This is a genomic window from Streptomyces sp. NPDC006174, from assembly GCF_040614075.1.
Classification (GTDB): Bacteria; Actinomycetota; Actinomycetes; order Streptomycetales; family Streptomycetaceae; genus Streptomyces.
This window is the reverse complement of sequence record NZ_JBEXTJ010000004.1, coordinates 299,975-314,406: the sequence shown is the minus strand read 5'-3', so window position 1 is coordinate 314,406 and position 14,432 is coordinate 299,975. Positions and strand designations below refer to the sequence as shown.

The window sequence follows — 14,432 nt, the reverse complement described above, 5'->3', positions numbered from 1 at the left end:
ACACGCCGGTCCAAGCATCCTGACGATTCGTCAGCCAACACGTCCTCGTGACGTGAGCATGCGAGAACCGTTGACAAATCAGAAACAGACCAGAAATCTATCCACTGCTGTTTGCAAAACATTGACTGCAAGACTCAAATACCTGTGGAAGCAGAGGACAGCATGAGATGGAAACGGCTCACCGAAAGATCGATCACCGGCCTGCTCATAGCCGGCCTCGTCACCGTCGGCCTGCTTCCCGTCCAGGCGGCAGCGGCTGAGGCGACCGATCTGGCCCGGGGCAAGAGCGTCACCGCCAGCGGGTCGCACGGCGGCTACCCGGCCGTCAACGCCAACGACGGCCAGGTGAACACCTACTGGGAGGCCAACGGCCATCCCTCGAACCTCACGGTGAAGCTCGGCGCCGACGCGGACCTCCAGTCCGTGGTGATCAAGCTGAACCCGGACCCGATCTGGGGCACCAGGACCCAGGAGTTCCAGGTGCTCGGCCGGACGCAGAGCGGGACCGGCTTCACCTCGCTCAAGGCCCGCGCCGGCTATGTGTTCAACCCGGCCACCAACCGGAACACGGTGACGGTCCCGGTCAGCGGCCGGGCCGCCGACCTCCAGCTCCAGTTCTTCTCCAACACCGGAGCGCCCGGAGCCCAGATCGCCGAGATCCAGGTGTTCGGAACGCCGGCGCCCAACCCGGACCTGACCGTGAGCGCCCTCTCCTGGAGCCCTTCGGCGCCTTCGGAGACGGACAACATCACCGTCCAGGGGACCGTACGCAACATCGGTACGTCTCCGTCGGCGGCGACCACCGTCAATGTGAGCCTGGGCGGCGTGGTCGTGGGCAGCGCACCGGTCGGTCCGCTCGCCGCCGGAGCCTCGGCGCCGGTGTCGGTGGCGGTCGGCAAGCGGCCGCAGGGCTCGTACACGGTCTCGGCGCTGGTGGACCCGACCGACACCATCGTCGAGTCGGACAACACCAACAACAGCCGCACCACCGCATCGCCGCTGGTGGTCGGCCAGAGTCCCGGCCCCGACCTGGAGGTCCGCTCCATCACCTCCAGCCCGTCCAACCCGGCCGTCGGCGCGCCGGTCACCTTCACCGTGGCCGTGCACAACCGCGGCACCGGCGCGGTGAGCGCGGGCACCGTCACCCGGCTGACCGTCGGCTCCACCACGCTCAACGGCACGACTCCGGCGGTCTCGGCAGGCGCCACGGCGAACGTGCCGATCAGCGGCAGCTGGACGGCGGCGAGCGGCGGGGCCACCCTCACCGCCACGGCCGACGCCACGAACCTGGTCGCGGAGACCAGCGAGACCAACAACGTACTGGCCCGCTCCATCGTCGTCGGGCGCGGCGCCGCCGTACCGTACACGGAGTACGAGGCGGAGGACGCCGCGTACCAGGGCACGCTGCTCACCTCGGACGCCGAGCGGACCTTCGGCCACACCAACTTCGCCACCGAGTCCTCGGGCCGCAGGTCGGTTCGGCTCAACTCGACCGGTGAGTACGTGGAGTTCACCTCGACCAACGCGTCGAACTCCATCGTCGTCCGCAACTCGATCCCGGACGCGGCGGGCGGTGGCGGCCGCCAGGCGACCATCAGCCTCTACGCGAACGGCCAGTTCGTCCGCAAGCTCGACCTCTCCTCCAAGCACAGCTGGCTGTACGGCAACACCGACAGCCCGGAGGGGCTCACCAACACGCCGGGCGGCGACGCGCGGCGGCTCTTCGACGAGTCGCACGCACTGCTCACCCAGACCTATCCGGCGGGAACCAAGTTCAAGCTCCAGCGGGACGCCGGCGACAACGCCGCGTTCCACATCATCGACCTGATCGACCTGGAGCAGGTCGCACCGCCGACCGCTCAGCCGTCGGGCTGCGTCTCCATCACGACGTACGGCGCGGTGGCGAACGACGGGATCGACGACACCGCCGCCATCCAGCGTGCGGTGACGGCCAACCAGAACGGCCAGATCGGCTGCGTCTGGATCCCGGCGGGCCAGTGGCGCCAGGAGCAGAAGATCCTCACCGACGACCCGCTGGACCGGGGCCAGTGGAACCAGGTCGGCATCCGTGATGTGACGATCCGGGGCGCGGGCATGTGGCACTCCCAGCTCTACACGCTGACGCCGCCGCACGAGGCGGGCGGCATCAACCACCCGCACGAAGGCAACTTCGGTTTCGACATCGACGAGAACACGAAAATTTCCGACATCGCGATCTTCGGCTCCGGCACGATCCGCGGCGGTGACGGCAACCACGAGGGCGGCGTCGCGCTCAACGGCCGGTTCGGCAAGAACACGAAGATCAGCAACGTCTGGATCGAGCACGCCAACGTGGGCGTCTGGGCGGGCCGCGACTACGACAACATCCAGGCCCTGTGGAACCCGGGCGACGGCGTCGAGTTCACCGGGATGCGGATCCGCAACACCTACGCCGACGGCATCAACTTCGCCAACGGCACACGGAATTCGACGGTCTACAACTCGTCCTTCCGCAACACCGGTGACGACGCTCTCGCCGTCTGGTCCAGCAAGTACGTCAAGGACCAGTCCGTCGACATCGGCCACGACAACAGCTTCCGCAACAACACCATCCAACTGCCGTGGCGCGCCAACGGCATTGCGATCTACGGCGGTTACGGCAACAAAATCGAGAACAACATCATCTCCGACACCATGAACTACCCGGCCATCATGCTGGCGACCGACCACGACCCGCTGCCCTTCTCCGGACAGACGCTCATCGCCAACAACGCGCTGTACCGCACCGGCGGAGCCTTCTGGAACGAGGACCAGGAGTTCGGCGCGATCACGCTCTTCCCGCAGAACCTGCCCATCCCCGGCGTCACGATCCGCGACACCGACATCATCGACTCCACCTATGACGGCATCCAGTTCAAGACGGGTGGCGGCCTGATGCCGGACGTGAAGATCCAGAACGTCAGGATCGACAAGTCCAACAACGGCTCCGGCATCCTCGCGATGGGCGGCGCACGCGGCAACGCGACGCTGACCAACGTGACGATCACCAACTCGCGTGACGGCCATGTCCTGATCGAGCCCGGCTCGCAGTTCACGATCAGCGGCAGCCCGACCAGCGCACGCGCCAAACAGTAGTCACCTCTGTACGGTTCCCGGGTCGGCGGTTCACCCGCCGGCCCGGGAACACCCATTTTTCCTCGCCACGGCTCTGGGAAGTGCGAGGTCCGGCCGCTACCCTCCGCGCATGATTCCCACGGTTGTCTGGGGTACCGGCAACGTCGACCGCGCGGCGATCCGCGCCGTCGAGGCCCATCCGGCACTGACACTCACCGCCGTTCTCGTCCACGATCCGGCCAAGGTCGGCCGGGACGCGGGCGAGTTGGGCGGACTCGGCCGCCCGCTCGGCGTCGCGGCCACCGACGACATCGCCGCCGTCCTGGCCGGCCGCCCGCGCGCGGTGGTCTACGCGGCCTCCGGCGACATCCGGCCCGACGACGCGCTGACCGACATCGGCCGGGCGATCCGCGCCGGAGCGGTGGTCGTCACACCGTCCCTCTATCCGCTCTACGACCAGCGCAACGCACCGCCGGAGCTGCGGGATCCCGTCCTGGCCGCCATCACCGACGGCGGCGGCTCGCTCTTCGTCTCCGGGGTCGACCCGGGCTGGGGCAACGACGTGCTGCCGCTGCTGGTGAGCGGACTGGGCACCGAGGTGGACGTGATCCGGTGTCAGGAGATCTTCGACTACTCCACGTACGAGCAGGAGGAGTCGGTACGCCATCTGATCGGCATGGGCCACCCGTTGAACTACCAGCCGCTCATGCTCGCCGAGAGCGTTCCGACGATGGTGTGGGGCGGTCAGATACGGCTGATGGCCCGGGCGCTCGGAGTCGAGCTGGACGAGATCCGCGAGACGCTGGACCGACGGGCGCTGGAGACGACGGTGACCACGCGCACGATGGGTGAGTTCGCGGCCGGAACGCAGGGCGCGGTGCGGTTCGAGGTGCAGGGCATCAGGGGCGGCGAGCCGCGCATCGTCATCGAGCACATCACCCGTATCCATCCTTCCTGCGCACCGGACTGGCCCTCGCCGCCGGACGGCGTGGGCGCGCACCGGGTGGTGATCGAGGGCCGTCCTCGTATCGAGGTGACGGTCGAGGCGTCCGACGAGGGCGAGAACCGGTCGGCGGGCGGGAACGCCACGGCGGTCGGACGGCTCGTCTCGGCGATCGACTGGCTGGTCGACGCGAAGCCGGGCCTGTACGACGCACTCGATGTCCCGCTTCGGCCCGCTGTCGGCAGGCTGGGAAGGAGAACGGCGTGATCATCGACATTCCGGAGGGCCAGGAGCCCATCGGTTACGTGTGGGGCCAGATGGTCCCGGGCATCGGCATGGCAGCCGCCACCTTCTCGATGTCCGTGTACGAGCACACGACGCTGGGCCTGCGGGAGTTCGAGGCCGCGCGGCTGCGGATCGCGCAGGTCAACGGGTGCCTGTTCTGCCTGGACTGGCGGACCGAGCGGGACGGGGCCAAGGTGGAGGAGGAGTTCGCGCAGGCGGTGACCGAGTGGCGTACGACGGACGCCTTCGACGAGCGGACGCGGCTGGCGGCGGAGTACGCGGAGCGGTACGCGCTGGACCACCACGGTCTCGACGACGCCTTCTGGAGGCGGATGACCGCGCACTACAGCCAGGTGGAGGTCGTGGAGCTGACGATGAGCATCGGCTCGTGGCTGGCGTTCGGGCGGCTCAACCATGTGCTGGGGATCGACGCGGTGTGCGTGCTGCCGGGTCACTGACGGAGTCCGGGGCCGCCGGGTTGGCACGCCCGGCCCCGGGCTCTCAGTACGCCGTGCTGATCAGGGGCGCAGATCAGTGGCGATGATGCGTTCGATGTTGCGCTCGGCGAGCGCGGTGATGGTGACGAACGGGTTGACGCTGCAGTTGCCGGGGATCAGTGCGCCGTCGATGACGTACAGACCCGGATGGCCGTGCAGCCGGCCGTAGTTGTCGGTGGCCTTGTTCAGGACCGCGCCGCCCAGCGGGTGGTAGGTGAGGTGGTCGCCCCAGATCTTGTAGGTCCCGAAGAGGTCCGTGCGGTAGATCGTCCCCTCCTTCTTGTTGATCTTGTCGAAGATGGTCTTCGCGGCGTCGATGGACGGCTGCTTCCACGCCGTCTGCCAGTTCAGTTCGGCCCGGCCCGCCGCCGCGTTCCAGGTGAACTCGGCGCGGTGCGGGTTCTTGGTGATCGAGAGGTAGAACGAGGCCCAGGTCTCGATCCCGGTGGGCAGCGGAGCGACCTCGGCGAAGGCTCCGCCGGCGTCCCAGTTGTCGATGCCGCCGGTGGGGATGGAGGACTGCACCTTCCCCGTCGGATCCCAGAGGTGGTTGGCCCGGCCGCACATGACGTTGCCGTTGTCGCCCCAGCCCTTGCCGATCTCGTTGTTGAGACCGGACAGGGCGCCGGTCGCCTTCAGGCCGACGAGCAGCTTGCTGGTGCCGACGCTGCCTGCGGCGAAGAAGACCTTGTCCGCCGTGACGGACTTGGTGGTGACGGTCCGGCCGGTGGTGTCCAGCTGGTCGATGAGGACCGTGTAGCCGCCGCCGGAGGCCGGCGAGACGCGGGTGACCTTGTGGAGCGGGGTGATGGTGACCCGGCCGGTGGCCTTGATCCGGTCGATGTAGGTCTTCTGGAGCGACTTCTTGCCGTAGTTGTTGCCGTAGAGGATCTCGGCGTCCAGCGCGGACTTCGGTACGGTTCCGGCAGCCTCCTGCTTCATGTAGTCCCAGTCGTACACGGCGGGCACGAAGAGGAACGGGAAGCCGGAGCGCTGCGCGTGCTTCCGGCCGATCCGCGCGTACTGGTAGCAGTCGACGGAGTCGAACCAGGCCGGGTCGATGGTGGTGACGCCGAGGTCCGCGTTGGCGCGCGGGTAGTAGGTGCTGTACATCTCGGCGGCGTCGACCGACGGGAGGATGGCGGCGAAGTTCTCCCGCTTGGGCGTGACGGCCATGCCGCCGTTGACCAGCGAGCCGCCGCCGACGCCGCGGCCCTGGTAGACGGTGATGCCGGCGAACTCCTCGGCGTCCAGGATTCCGGTGTAGCGGTTGACGTTCCGGTCGATCGGGAAGCCGAGGAAGTTGCTCAGCGGCTGCTTGGTCCTGGTCCGCAGCCAGAAGGAGCGGTCGTCCGGCTTGGTGGTGTTGGCGAAGATCTTGCCGTCGGCGCCGGGGGTGTCCCAGGCCATGCCCATCTCGACCATGTGGACGTCGGTACCGGCCTGGGCCAGCCGGAGGGCTGCGACCGAGCCGCCGTATCCGGTGCCGATGATCAGCACCGGCACATGGGCGCCGGATCCGATCGGGGCCGCTGCGGCCCGGGGCGACGCCCAGACCGGCGTGGTGGGTCCGGCGAGCGCCGCGACACCAAGAAGAGAACCTGTTCCTGTGATGAATCTTCGACGGGAGACGCCTCCGGAAGCGCCTTGATGCAGCTTGATGTCTTTCATGTGACGCACCTCACTATCGACGAGTGCAACAGGTTCTACTGTCGATCGCGTGGTAAGTCACGAGAAACTTAGGGGTAACTTCCCGGTACGCCGAGAGGCCCCGGACCATGCGGTCCGGAGCCCCTCAAGCGTGAGCGCGTACGGGATCAGTAGGCGCCGAAGACGTTGTCGATCGAGCCGTACCGGTCGGCGGCATAGTTGCACGCGGCGGTGATGTTGGCGACCGGGTCGTAACTGTCGGTCGAGGTGCCGGGCACGTGGTAGGCCTGGAAGGTCGGGTCGATGACCTGGAGCAGCCCCTTGGACGGGGTGCCCTTCACCGCGTTGGAGTCCCAGTTGTTGATGGCGTTCGGGTTGCCGGAGGACTCGCGGATGATGTTGCGGTGGATGCCCTCGTAGCTGCCGGGAATGCCGTGCTGAGCCATGACCGCCAGCGACTCCCTGATCCAGCCATCGAGGTCGTCGGTGTACGTGGCGGGAGCGGCGGCCGGCGCGGCGGCGGGAGCGGCCGTGGTGCGCTCGGAGCGGTCGGCGCGCTCCGCCGTGGCCGTGCGCTCGGCGGAGGCCGTGGAAGCCTTACCGGCCTTGGCTTCTGACGAGGCGGCAGCCTTGGCGCCGATGGTCAGCGTGATACCCGGGTGAATAAGGTTCGGGTTCTCGCCGACGGCCTTCCGGTTGCCTTCGTACAGCTTCTTCCAGCCGCCGCTGACGGAATACTCGCGGGCGATCTTGGAAAGCGTTTCGCCGGATACCACGGAATGCTTGGCGGGCGCCGCCTTCGTCACGGAATTCACCTGGGCGGTCACGGAGACGGGAGCCACCGCCTTTTCCGCGGCGACGGAGTGCGCGGGAGCGGCGGAGGCGGTGGTGGCGCCGAGGACCGGGAGGGCCAGAACGGCTCCACCGGTGGTCACGGCGGCGATGCCACGGCTCAGCGAGACGGACTTGGGACGGCGGCGCTTACCCTGTGCGGGCATGGGGAATTTCCTCTCCGGCGCCTACGAGGTGAGCTGTCGGGTTCAGACGGGAGATGTCTGGCCGCATGATCATGCGACTTCACCCCTAGCCGTTCCGGGTACCGGATCGGCGGCTTACCTGGGTCCCCCGCTCCTGCCGTACGTGAGTGGGTTGCGGATTCCCGGACGGCGGCAGGATTCGGCGTTCCATCCGGATTGACCGTGACCGTAGGCGAAAAGCGCCGGACAGAACAAGCCCCGAATTCCGGATCATCCTTTTCCACATGATCGAATTCCGGAATTCCCGGTCACGCCCGTTCCGTCGCGGTGTCAACTTTCTTCGCACAGAAGGGAACCGAGGCCTCCACTTCTGCGTCCGCCCCCTTGGACGTGACGCTCACCACTTTGCGCGGAGGCGGCCGGAAAGGGCGTGTTCAAAATAGCCCAAGACCCTCAATAGCCCTTTTATGGAAGAGAAGGTTAAATAGCCAAAATCGCCCATACCGACCTGGAGAAACGGACTTAACGGGCGGTACCGTAGGCCGGGTCGGACGCCTCGCGGGGCCAGGGCTTACGGTGTGGGGTGGAGACTAGTAAGCCAACCCTTACTTCCGACGTACGCTGTACCTGCCCGCGTTCGCCCGCCTTAAGGATCACCACGCCATGACACGCCCCGTCCGCGTCGCCATTGTCGGAGCCGGCCCTGCCGGTATCTACGCTGCGGACGCGCTGCTCAAATCCGAGGTCTGCCAGGACCCGGGTGTCTCGATCGACCTGTTCGAGCGCATGCCCGCGCCCTTCGGCCTGATCCGGTACGGCGTGGCCCCCGACCACCCGCGGATCAAGGGCATCGTCAAGGCGCTGCACCAGGTGCTGGACAAGCCGCAGATCCGCCTCTTCGGCAACGTCAGCTACCCGAACGACATCGACCTCGACGACCTGCGCTCCTTCTACGACGCGGTGATCTTCTCCACCGGTGCCGAGGCCGACCGGGCCCTCGACATCCCGGGCATGGAGCTCGACGGCTCCTACGGCGCGGCCGAGTTCGTCTCCTGGTACGACGGCCACCCCGAGGTCCCGCGCACCTGGCCGCTCACCGCGGAGAAGGTCGCCGTCCTCGGCGTCGGCAACGTGGCGCTGGACGTGGCCCGCGTGCTGGCCAAGACGGCGGACGAGCTGCTGCCCACCGAGATCCCGGACAACGTGTACCAGGGCCTCAAGGCGAACAAGGCGCTGGAGGTGCATGTGTTCGGGCGGCGTGGCCCGGCGCAGGCCAAGTTCAGCCCGATGGAGCTGCGGGAGCTGGACCACTCCCCCAACATCGAGGTCATCGTCAACCCCGAGGACATCGAGTACGACGAGGGCTCCATCGCCACCCGGCGCGAGAACAAGCAGGCCAACATGGTCGCGCAGACGCTGGAGAACTGGGCGATCCGCGATGTCGGCGACCGCCCGCACAAGCTCTTCCTGCACTTCTTCGAGTCGCCGGTCGAGATCCTCGGCGAGGACGGCAAGGTCACCGCGCTGCGCACCGAGCGCACCGAGCTGGACGGCACCGGCAACGTCCGGGGCACCGGAAAGTTCACCGACTGGGACATGCAGAGCGTCTACCGGGCCGTCGGCTACTACTCGGAGGAGCTGCCCAAGCTCCCCTTCGACGTGGCCTCCGGCACCGTCCCGCACGAGGCGGGCCGCGTCATCGCCGGGGACGAGCACATGGCCTCGGTCTACGTCACGGGCTGGATCAAGCGCGGCCCGATCGGCCTGATCGGCCACACCAAGGGTGACGCCAACGAGACGGTCGCCTGCCTGCTGGAGGACCGCGCCGCCGGCCGCCTGCCCGAGCCGGCGACGCCCGCTCCGGAGGCCGTGGAAGCCTTCCTGGAGAGCCGGAACGTCCGGTACACGACCTGGGAGGGCTGGCACAAGCTGGACGCCCACGAGCTGGCGCTCGGCGTGGCCCAGGGCCGCGAGCGGATCAAGGTCGTGGAGCGCGAGGGCATGCTGGACGCCTCGGGCGCCTTCGCCCTGGCCGAGCGGCCGACGGAGGTCTGAGCCGGGCGGGCCTCCGCGCGCCTGAGGTGTACAGGGCTGTGGCCGTCAGGCCGGGTCCGGATCGTTCGCCGCACCGCCGCCCCGGCCCGGCCCGCGGAACGTCCGCCACAGGTCGGGCGGGGCCGCGTCGCGGGAGAGCGGCGGCGGCTTCTCCGGGAGGTGCGTCCAGCGGGCCGCGAGCAGGAGCGCGATGTCGTCGGGGCGGTCCGTGGCCTGCCGGGCCTCCCCGATCACGCGGTTCGCGATCTCGGCCAGCGGGACCGAGCCGATCCCGGCGATCGTGGAGCGCAGCCGCTCGATGCCCTCGTCGATGTCGGTCCCGGGGCGCTCGATGAGCCCGTCGGTGAACAGGGCCAGCACATCGCCCGGTTCGAGCAGCAGCTCGGTGACCGGGTACGTCGCGTGCCCGTCGATACCGAGCACGATGCCGCCGGGCAGGTCCAGGACCTCGGTCCGGCCGTCGGGATGCCGCAGCACCGGCTGCGGATGTCCCGCCCGTACGGCACGGGCGCGTCCGGTGAGCGGGTCCAGGACGATGTAGCAGCAGCTGGCGAACTGACCCGGGTCCAGGTCGATGAGCAGCCGGTTGGTGCCGCTCATCACCTCCTGCGGATCGTGGTTGCTGAGCGCGAACGCCCGTACCGCACTGCGCAGTTGGCCCATGGTGGCGGCCGCCGACACACCGTGTCCCTGGACGTCGCCGATCACCAGGGCCAGTTCGTGGCCGGTCTCGATGACGTCGTACCAGTCGCCGCCGACCTCCATGTCCTGGGTGCCGGAGAGATAGCGCCCGAGGGTGTCGACCCCGTCCACCTCCGGCAGCCGGTGCGGCAGCAGGGCGTCCTGGAGTCCGCGGGCGAGCGCCGACTCGCTGTCGTACCGCTGGGCTCGTTGCAGGGCCTGGGCGATGAGTCCGGCGAGGGCGGTCAGGACGGTGCGCTCCTCGGGGCTGAATCCGCGCGGCCGGTCGAAGCCGAGGATGCACGAGCCGACGGGCCGTCCGGAGGCGATCAGCGGCAGGAAGGCGCGCGCGCCGACGTCGGTCTCCATCGGGATGCCCGGGTAGGCGTCGGCCAGCCGCTGCATGGACTCGAAGAAGATCGGCCGGCCTGTGGTCAGGGTTTCCACGCCGGGGATGGAGACGTCGAGCCCGACGCCGTCGAAGCGGTCGAGGAACCCTCGGGGAAACCCCGTCTCCCAGGCGAGGTGGAGGTGACGTTCGCTCAGCAGGTAGATGGCCAGCTGCCGGCCGCCGAACGCGGGCAGCAGTTCCTCGGTGACCACGGCGGAGACCTGACGTGCCGTGACCGCCTCGGTGAGGGCGATCGCGAGCGCCACCGGACGGTAGAGGGCGGAGGAGCGGTCGGCGGTGGAGCCGATGCCCAGACCGGGCGCGGTGACGGAACCGGGAGCGTACGTCGGCTGTTCGGTGGCCTGGAACACCGCGCTCAGCCCGTCGTGCCCCGGGTACAGCGAGACCGACAGCCAGCGCGACGCGGCCCGCCGGGCGAGGAAGTGGACGGGTTCGTCGGAGATCAGTGCGGCCCGGCAGTGGTCCTCGTACGCCGGATGCCCGAACCACGGCAGCGCCTCCCACATGACGTGCCCGACCAGCTCGGCCCTCGGCCGGCCCAGCAGCTCCTCCGCGAGCGTGTTGGCGTACGTGATGCGCCCGATCCGGTCCAGCGAGACGATGCCTCGCGGCAGCCGGTCCGCCGCCTCCGCGATGACGGGCCCGGCGCCGAAGTCGACGACGAATCCGGTCAGATGGCTCTCGGTGCTCTCCCCGTCCGGATGGGTCCAGCGGCCGGAGAGCTCCAGCAGGTGGTAGCGGCGGTCGGGCCCGCGCAGCCGCATCCTCCGCACCACCGGATCGGCGGACTCCACCGCCTGCCGGGCCAGCGCCCAGAGCCCGTACACGTCCTCCGGTACGAGGCGTCCGGCGAGGGCGTCGACGGTGCCGGGGAACTCCTCCGGCGCGGTGCCGAAGATCGCGCACAGGTCGTCGTCGGCGGTGAGGCCTCCGGAGTGCAGGTCCCAGTCGAAGCTGCCGACCCGTACCGGCGGCGCGGGGGCGGCCGGGAGCTGGACGGGGATCGGTTCCTTCTCCCAGACCACGGGGAAGGACCGCGACTCCAGATCGGTGAGCGCGGCCCCGAGCCGTCGGCCCAGGCGCAGCAGCCGCTCTCCCTCGGCGGGAGCGACCTCCTCGCCCGGCGCGGCGGACCGCAGGACGGCCAGCACTCCCATGCTGCCCCGCGGTCCGATGATCGGGACCCAGAGCGAGCCGAACGGGAACGGCAGGCCCGCCATCAGCTGCGGAAAGCGCCGCATCGCCTCCTCCGCGTCGGCGAGCAGCACGGGCCGGCCGGTGCGGTAGGCCTCGGAGACCGGGAACGGCCGGTTCACATGCATCCGCCACCAGGGCCGGAACAGCGGTCCCGGCAGTCCGGCGAGCACCGCGAGGCGCAGAAGGCCGGGCGTCCCGGAGCGGAGGTAGATGCCGCCCGCGTACCCGTGGGCCGACTCGACGGCGCTGACGACCCCCTGCGCGAGTACGAGGGACAGCTCGTCCGGTACTCGGCCGCCGCCGTCTTGCCCGGCCGCGGCCCCGCTTCCGGGGGACGGGGTGGGCCGGGTCGCATCGTGCCGGGTCACACAGCCAGGATGCTCCCGGCAGCGGGGGCCGCGCACGTCGGCGGACCGGCCGGAACCCCGTGCCGGCCGGTCCGCCGACGCGGTCTCAGTGCAGCTTGGCGACGGCGGTGCCGGTCGTCTTCCTGAACCCCTTCAGCGGTGCGCCGTCCAGGTCACCCAGCTGTCCCCACTCCAGGACGGTCACCGTGCGGCCGTCCCGGCCGACGGAGTGGAGACCGATGTCGGTGGAGCCGACCTCCGGATAGGACGTGTCGATGCTGTGGACGTACGCGCCCTCCTCCACGTTCACCCGCCCGTGGTACTTGCTGACGCCCTCGATGCCCGGCTCCTGCTCCTTCATCCGCTCCAGGCAGGTCGCCAGCGCGGTCCGCAGCTCGGCGACGAGCGCCTTGGCCTTCGCGGTGGTGGGCGCGACGGTGATCGTCTGCCGGGCGCCGGTGTCCAGCTCGGTACGGAAGTCCCGGTACCGGGTGCCCGCGGCCGGCGTGGTCCCGGCCGTGCAGAAGGAACCGTCCTCCGGCAGCCCCTTCTGCACCGGACCGGCGGTCCAAGGCGTGAGGGAGGCGGGCCACTGCCCGGCGGAGAGGAACTTCGGCGCGGCGGGTGCGGCGGAGGCGGGTGCCGTGGAGAGCGCCGTGACGGCGAGGCCCGCGGCGGCGGCGGTCACGAGTGCGGTGCGGATCGTACGGATGGTGCGCATGGTGGTGGTCCCCGTTCAGGTGGTCGAGCAGTCGGTCCGGTGGAACGGCACCAGCCTGGGGCGGCGGCCGGGCCGGCGACAAGGACGACACGGTTTCCGCCCGGCACGGAACCGTCCCACCCCTGGTGACGTGGGTGTTCACGGTGGGGTGGAACGCCCCTGGGACGGCCGGGGGAGGTCGAGCAGGTGTCGGACGGACGGGAACCGGGCGGCGAGCAGGGCATGGGCAGCCGGCAGCGCACGGATGGCGGGCAGGGCACGGTCGGTGATTCGGCGCGGCAGGAGCTGGCGGAGCGGCTGCGGGAGTTACGGGAGAACTCCGGCCGCACATACGCGGCGCTGGCCCGCCGCATCGGCGTGAGCGCCTCGACGCTGCACCGTTACTGCACCGGCGGGACGGTCCCGGCGGAGTTCGCTCCGGTGGAGCGCCTGGCCCAGCTGTGCGGCCGCACCGGCGAGGAACGGCAGGCCCTGCACCGCCTGTGGCTGCGGGCCGACGCGGAACGGGTGGAGCGGCAGGAGTCGGGGGCCGTCGAGCCGGCTGGGGGCCGGGAGACGGCGTTGGCGGCGGCCCAGCCGGGCACGGACGCGCCGCGTACGGAGGCGCTCAGCGGGTCCGTACCGGCCGCCGCCGCTCCCGTACGCCCCGACGAGGACCGGCCCGTGTCCGGAGCCTCGGCTCCGCGCACCGCCTCCGTACGCCGATGGGCACCCGCTCTCGTCGTCTGCGTCGCCGCCGCCCTGGCACTCGCCCTCAGCGCGGCCTTCGGCGATCCCTCGCGGCCGGAGCGGCCGGAGCGCTCCGAGCGGCCGCCGTCCGTGGCGCCGCCCGCAGCTCCTCCGTTCACCTGGACCACTGACGATCACGTCTGGAAGTACGGCTGCGGGCACGCCTACCTCGTCGGCGGTGATCCGGCCACGGTCCCGGCCCCGCCGGCCGAGGCCGACGCGGAGGCCTGGGCGCGGGCGCTCGACGCGGTGCACGCGGGTGAGACCGGCGTACGGATCACGCTCCAGGGCACGGAGGAGCGGGCGGTGGTGCTGGAGGCACTGCGAGTCAGGGTGGTCGAGCGGCGCGAGCCCGCTGCGGGGCGGGTCCACCGGATGAGCTCCGGGTGCGGCGGAGCGCTCACGCCGCGGATGTTCGACGTCGACCTCGACGTGAAGCGTCCCCTGGCCCGGTCCGTACCGGGGAACGACACGGGTGAGCCCATCGCGGCGGTCTCCTTCCCGTACCGCGTCTCGGCCTCGGACCCGGAGGTCCTCCTCGTCACCGCGCGTGCGGCGCACTGCGACTGCGACTGGGTCGCGGAGCTGCGGTGGAGCAGCGGCGGCCGGAGCGGAACGGTGCGGATCAAAGACGACGGCGGGCGCCCGTTCCGGACGAGTGGTGCGCCCGGGCGGCCCGTCCACGACTACGACTACGTGACCCGGCGCTGGGTGGCGGAGCCGGAAGGGGCCGGACCCGGCTGATGGGGCCGTGCGGTGGGCGTCCGCGGCCCGCAGCGGCCATCCTGAGGACAGGCGGCCCGGACGAGGTGATCCGCGAGGCGGCCGACGTTCTCTGTGGAGGT

General features: G+C 70.0%; 9 protein-coding genes and 1 riboswitch. Of the genes, 5 read left to right on the top strand and 4 right to left on the bottom strand.

All coding sequences use genetic code 11. The features are described from left to right. Positions 1–162: 162 nt before the first annotated feature. From ABZ267_RS11460 to ABZ267_RS11450, 3 genes are all read left to right on the top strand, one after another. Positions 163–3,114 (top strand): CARDB domain-containing protein, encoded by a 2,952-nt coding sequence (locus ABZ267_RS11460; protein WP_356753345.1) that lies wholly within the window; start codon positions 163–165, stop codon positions 3,112–3,114. A gap of 109 nt (positions 3,115–3,223) precedes the next feature. Continuing rightward, positions 3,224–4,303 carry a dihydrodipicolinate reductase gene (locus ABZ267_RS11455; protein WP_356753343.1) on the top strand — a complete coding sequence of 360 codons (1,080 nt, stop codon included), beginning with the start codon at positions 3,224–3,226 and terminating at the stop codon, positions 4,301–4,303. Beyond that, positions 4,300–4,779 (top strand): carboxymuconolactone decarboxylase family protein, encoded by a 480-nt coding sequence (locus ABZ267_RS11450; protein ID WP_356753341.1) that lies wholly within the window; start codon positions 4,300–4,302, stop codon positions 4,777–4,779. The genes ABZ267_RS11455 and ABZ267_RS11450 overlap by 4 nt, the downstream gene beginning before the upstream one ends. Positions 4,780–4,839: 60 nt before the next feature. On the opposite strand, the gene ABZ267_RS11445 is transcribed toward ABZ267_RS11450, so the two are convergent. Next, positions 4,840–6,489, bottom strand: coding sequence for a GMC oxidoreductase (locus ABZ267_RS11445; RefSeq protein ID WP_356753339.1), 1,650 nt, complete (start codon positions 6,487–6,489; stop codon positions 4,840–4,842). Positions 6,490–6,635: 146 nt separating this feature from the next. After that, entirely contained in the window at positions 6,636–7,466 is an 831-nt protein-coding gene (locus ABZ267_RS11440) for a transglycosylase SLT domain-containing protein (protein WP_356753337.1), read from the bottom strand. 3 nt (positions 7,467–7,469) lie between these two features. Further along, a riboswitch (cyclic di-AMP (ydaO/yuaA leader) is annotated at positions 7,470–7,660 on the bottom strand. 448 nt (positions 7,661–8,108) lie between these two features. Here ABZ267_RS11440 and ABZ267_RS11435 point away from each other — a divergent pair. Next, positions 8,109–9,500 (top strand): FAD-dependent oxidoreductase, encoded by a 1,392-nt coding sequence (locus ABZ267_RS11435; protein WP_356753335.1) that lies wholly within the window; start codon positions 8,109–8,111, stop codon positions 9,498–9,500. A 45-nt stretch (positions 9,501–9,545) separates the two neighbouring features. Here ABZ267_RS11435 and ABZ267_RS11430 read toward each other — a convergent pair whose 3' ends face one another. After that, positions 9,546–12,158, bottom strand: a complete 2,613-nt coding sequence (locus ABZ267_RS11430; protein WP_356753334.1) for a SpoIIE family protein phosphatase — start codon at positions 12,156–12,158, stop codon at positions 9,546–9,548. An 85-nt stretch (positions 12,159–12,243) separates the two neighbouring features. Then, complete coding sequence (locus ABZ267_RS11425; RefSeq protein ID WP_356753332.1) at positions 12,244–12,858, bottom strand: hypothetical protein; 615 nt, start codon at positions 12,856–12,858, stop codon at positions 12,244–12,246. A gap of 186 nt (positions 12,859–13,044) precedes the next feature. Here ABZ267_RS11425 and ABZ267_RS11420 point away from each other — a divergent pair, with 186 nt between their 5' ends. Further along, the gene (locus tag ABZ267_RS11420) at positions 13,045–14,331 is read left to right on the top strand and encodes a helix-turn-helix transcriptional regulator (RefSeq protein ID WP_356753330.1); all 1,287 of its coding nucleotides are present in this window, start codon (positions 13,045–13,047) and stop codon (positions 14,329–14,331) included. Positions 14,332–14,432: the final 101 nt, after the last annotated feature.

What these genes read in the sequence shown, in the direction of transcription:
- ABZ267_RS11460 (WP_356753345.1), top strand. Translation starts at nt 163, where the DNA reads ATGAGATGGAAACGGCTCACCGAAAGATCGATCACCGGCCTGCTCATA.
- ABZ267_RS11455 (WP_356753343.1), top strand. Translation starts at nt 3,224, where the DNA reads ATGATTCCCACGGTTGTCTGGGGTACCGGCAACGTCGACCGCGCGGCG.
- ABZ267_RS11445 (WP_356753339.1), bottom strand. Translation starts at nt 6,489, where the DNA reads ATGAAAGACATCAAGCTGCATCAAGGCGCTTCCGGAGGCGTCTCCCGT.
- ABZ267_RS11440 (WP_356753337.1), bottom strand. Translation starts at nt 7,466, where the DNA reads ATGCCCGCACAGGGTAAGCGCCGCCGTCCCAAGTCCGTCTCGCTGAGC.
- ABZ267_RS11435 (WP_356753335.1), top strand. Translation starts at nt 8,109, where the DNA reads ATGACACGCCCCGTCCGCGTCGCCATTGTCGGAGCCGGCCCTGCCGGT.
- ABZ267_RS11425 (WP_356753332.1), bottom strand. Translation starts at nt 12,858, where the DNA reads ATGCGCACCATCCGTACGATCCGCACCGCACTCGTGACCGCCGCCGCC.